We start from the raw sequence: 3,642 nt of genomic DNA, 5'->3' as shown, positions 1-3,642 counted from the left end.
AGTATGTATCCAATATTTTTTGGCGAAAGTCGAGGGAATATGGTTTCATTTTTACCCTTGAGTAGATGCACTGAATTTATCTTAATTAGTGTACTTTATTAGACTGGTAAACGCCATATACAAAAAATTATTGTAATAGGAATTTTAGCTTTAATAGTAATTGTCTCTTTTCTCTAACTATCTTGTTGATAGAAAAATCCGCTTGGGTTAAGTGCTAATTGTACAAAATCGTGGGTTTTCGAGACGCGATAAATCGCAGTCTCTACAAGTGTTTTGATATTAGCTGAACTGTATTGGTTTATAGAAAATACTGCGAGTAGAGACGCGATTTATTACATCTCTACTCAACTTTTTCTAATGAAATGCAATATCACTGGGTAATAGACAATACCCAATCGCGAAAAAGTGGGTTTACGCTATCGGGTATTTCATCATGAGGACAATGACCTGCTGTTAAGAAATGTTCTGTGAGTTCAGGACAATATTGGCGAAACTTTTGAGAACGTTCTCTAGCATTCATCCAAGGATCAGCTTCTCCCCATAACATCAATAAAGAACAAGTTAATTGCTTTAACAGCACATCAACTTTTTCCCCTTGAGGACTACTAAAAACTGAAACAAACACATCCAACGCACCCGAATCAAAAGCAGGGCGAGCAATTTCTTCTATCAATTGGTCTGTAACTGCGCTTTTATCAAGATATACCTTTTCTAAAGTTTGGCGAATTACCCAACGTTGTCGCACGTATTGAAATAACACAAACTGAGCTAAAGGTTGCTGAAACATCCATTTAACCGAGTCACCCAGTAATTTTTGTAAAGAAGAAGGTTGTTTGGGAGGCTGAATTTGGGTTTGTAAAGCTTCAGGTTCAGATGTGGGCTGGCTTTCGCTAAAAGGCCCGGCACTATTGAGCAAAACTAAACCAGCTGCACTGTCAGGACGTTGTGCTGCAACACACAAGCAAGCATAGCCACCAAGGGAATTACCTGCTAATACTGCTTTTTGACCAATCACTTCGCTGATAAAATCATGAAGTTGATCGCGCCACAAGTCGCCACTGTACTGCAATTTTGGTTTTGCCGATCGCCCGAATCCCAAAAGATCGATCGCAAATACTTCAAAATCTTGGCACAATCCTGTGATATTCTTGCGCCAGTGGTCTGTGGAAGCACCAAATCCATGTACCAAAAGCAAGGGCGGACGTTGCAGTTGTTTCTCTCCCGCACGCACGTAGTAAACGTTGTGCCCGCGCCACTGCCAATATTTACCAGGAATTGGAATTGTAGAGGGGGCTGTAGTTGCCTGCATGATTTAAAGAAGTGTTAAGTAGCTTTTAATAATTGTAGGCTAGGTGAGGGAAATGGGGATTGGGGATTGGGGATTGGGGATTAGGGACTGGGGATTGGGGATTGGGGACAAGGAGTATGAGTTATGACCAATGACAAATGACAAATAACAAATGACTAAAGAAATTACAGGTAAAACTAAACTACTAGGAGTGATTGGATATCCGGTGGAACATTCGTTGTCACCATTGATGCATAATGCTGCGTTAGCGCAGCTCGTCGTTGGCGAAGCCTCTCGTAGAGAAGACATCGCACAATTAGGATTAGATTACATTTATCTGCCTTTTCCGATCGAACCACAAAATTTAGAAGTTGCGATCGCAGGTTTTGCTGCTGTTGGGGTTATCGGCTTTAGTGTGACAATACCTCACAAACAAGCGATCATACCGCTACTCTCAGAAATTACCCCCCTGGCTCAAACTATCGGAGCAGTAAATACTGTTAGCCGCCAAAATAACAGATGGGTGGGTACAAATACGGATATAGAAGGATTTATCGCCCCTTTGCAGACAACATATAAACAGGATTGGAGTCAGAAAGTAGCGGTAATTTTGGGCAATGGTGGTGCAGCAAGAGCAGTTGTAGCAGGTTGTACCCAGCTAGGTTTTGCCCAAATTCATGTTGTTGGGCGCAATCTGCAAAGATTACAGGAATTTCGCAATAGTTGGAGCAATTCACCCCTAGCTGAGAAATTCCAGGTTCATCAATGGGAGGAATTGCCAAAGCTAATTCCCCAAGCAAATCTGCTGGTAAATACAACTCCTATAGGTATGTATCCCAAAGTTGATCAGTCGCCTTTGAGTGTAGAAGAAATGGCTAATTTACCAACGGGTGCGATCGCTTACGATTTGATATATATTCCTAATCCGACGCAATTTCTAGAACAGGCTCAAAAACAAGGCGCAATTGCGATCGATGGTTTAGAAATGCTAGTCCAACAAGGGGTAGCAGCATTAAAAATCTGGTTGCAGCAGGAAACTGTGCCTGTGGAAGTGATGCGCCAAGCGTTACAAAATCATCTGGGTTTGGGGAAGTGATGAAACTTAATTACCCCCCTTGGAAAGGGGGGAACTGGAATCAAAGTCCCCCTTTTTAAGGGGGATTTAGGGGGATCTAAAACTTTTGATACCGCCAAGAGAAATTTGCAAACATCCTCTAAGATAGTTTCAAAAATCGCATTTTTTATTTTAAACTTTTAATTGCTTATGTCTCGCTCTAAAGCTTTACAGTATTACATTGTTTCTCGGTTGCTTCTTGCGCCACTTCAGCTATTAACTATCATTACCATTGTATTTCTCTTACTAAGAGCAACACCAGGAGATCCAGCAGATGCAATTCTTGGTGGACGTGCGCCAGAAGCAGCTAAAGAAGAATTGCGAAAACAACTCGGTTTAAACCTTCCTTTGTGGCTACAGTACCTCAATTATTTGGGAAGCATACTGCGTTTTGATTTGGGAACTTCTTTAATGAGTCGCGGACAGAATGTTTGGGACATAATTGGGCAATATTTCCCGGCGACGGTGGAGTTAGCAGTATCTAGTATGGCGGTTGCACTCATCGTCGGAATTGCGGTTGGCACTCTTTCGGCTTCTCGTCCTGGGACATATTTTGATGTCGGAGGGCGCTTATTTGGGATCATCACCTACGCACTCCCGATGTTTTGGGCGGGAATGCTTTTGCAGTTGATTTTCTCAGTCCAACTGGGTTGGTTTCCTAATTCCAATCGCTTTCCGCCCAATCTTCCAGCGCCGACTCCTGTAACTGGGTTGTATACAATTGATAGCTTACTCGGTGGAAACTTTACCCAGTTTTTCACATCCTTGCACCATCTGGCTCTACCGAGTCTCACGCTAGGAATTTTGCTCAGTGGGATTTTTGAGCGAATTGTGCGAGTGAATTTAAAGCAAACTTTGCAAGCCGATTATGTAGAAGCGGCTAGAGCCAGAGGGATTGGTGAAAATAAGATTTTAGCCTCCCATGCTTTAAAAAATGCGCTCATTCCAGTGATTACAGTCTTGGGATTAACCTTTGCATCTCTGTTGGGTGGGGCTATTTTGACAGAGGTAACATTTTCTTGGCCTGGGTTAGCTAATCGACTGTATCAAGCGATCGCAGATCGTGATTATCCCATAGTTCAGGGAGTACTAGTATTTTTTGGTGCGATCGTTGTCAGTGCCAGCATTTTAATTGATATTTTAAATGCTTATGTAGATCCGCGAATTCGATATTAGCCAAGAGTTATTCACTGTTTATAATTTTCTTGTGGGGTGGGACGAAAAGCCACTGGTGTCAACT

General features: G+C 42.3%; 3 protein-coding genes. 2 read left to right on the top strand and 1 reads right to left on the bottom strand.

The annotated features are described in order from the left end of the window. Positions 1–370 precede the first annotated feature (370 nt). Positions 371–1,309 (bottom strand): alpha/beta fold hydrolase, encoded by a 939-nt coding sequence (locus tag A4S05_RS04060; RefSeq protein WP_069068545.1) that lies wholly within the window; start codon positions 1,307–1,309, stop codon positions 371–373. A gap of 151 nt (positions 1,310–1,460) precedes the next feature. Here A4S05_RS04060 and A4S05_RS04055 point away from each other — a divergent pair, with 151 nt between their 5' ends. Then, entirely contained in the window at positions 1,461–2,384 is a 924-nt protein-coding gene (locus A4S05_RS04055; RefSeq protein ID WP_069068544.1) for a shikimate dehydrogenase, read from the top strand. 168 nt (positions 2,385–2,552) lie between these two features. Continuing rightward, entirely contained in the window at positions 2,553–3,578 is a 1,026-nt protein-coding gene (locus A4S05_RS04050; RefSeq protein ID WP_069068543.1) for an ABC transporter permease, read from the top strand. The last annotated feature ends 64 nt before the right edge of the window (positions 3,579–3,642 follow it).

The organism is Nostoc sp. KVJ20 (assembly GCF_001712795.1).
Lineage (GTDB): Bacteria > Cyanobacteriota > Cyanobacteriia > Cyanobacteriales > Nostocaceae > Nostoc.
The sequence above is the reverse complement of the archived record's forward strand: the minus strand, read 5'-3'. Positions and strand labels throughout refer to the sequence as shown.

Excerpts from the sequence above, each read along its gene's own strand:
- A4S05_RS04055 (WP_069068544.1), top strand. The coding sequence starts at position 1,461 with ATGACTAAAGAAATTACAGGTAAAACTAAACTACTAGGAGTGATTGGA.
- A4S05_RS04050 (WP_069068543.1), top strand. The coding sequence starts at position 2,553 with ATGTCTCGCTCTAAAGCTTTACAGTATTACATTGTTTCTCGGTTGCTT.
- A4S05_RS04060 (WP_069068545.1), bottom strand. The coding sequence starts at position 1,309 with ATGCAGGCAACTACAGCCCCCTCTACAATTCCAATTCCTGGTAAATAT.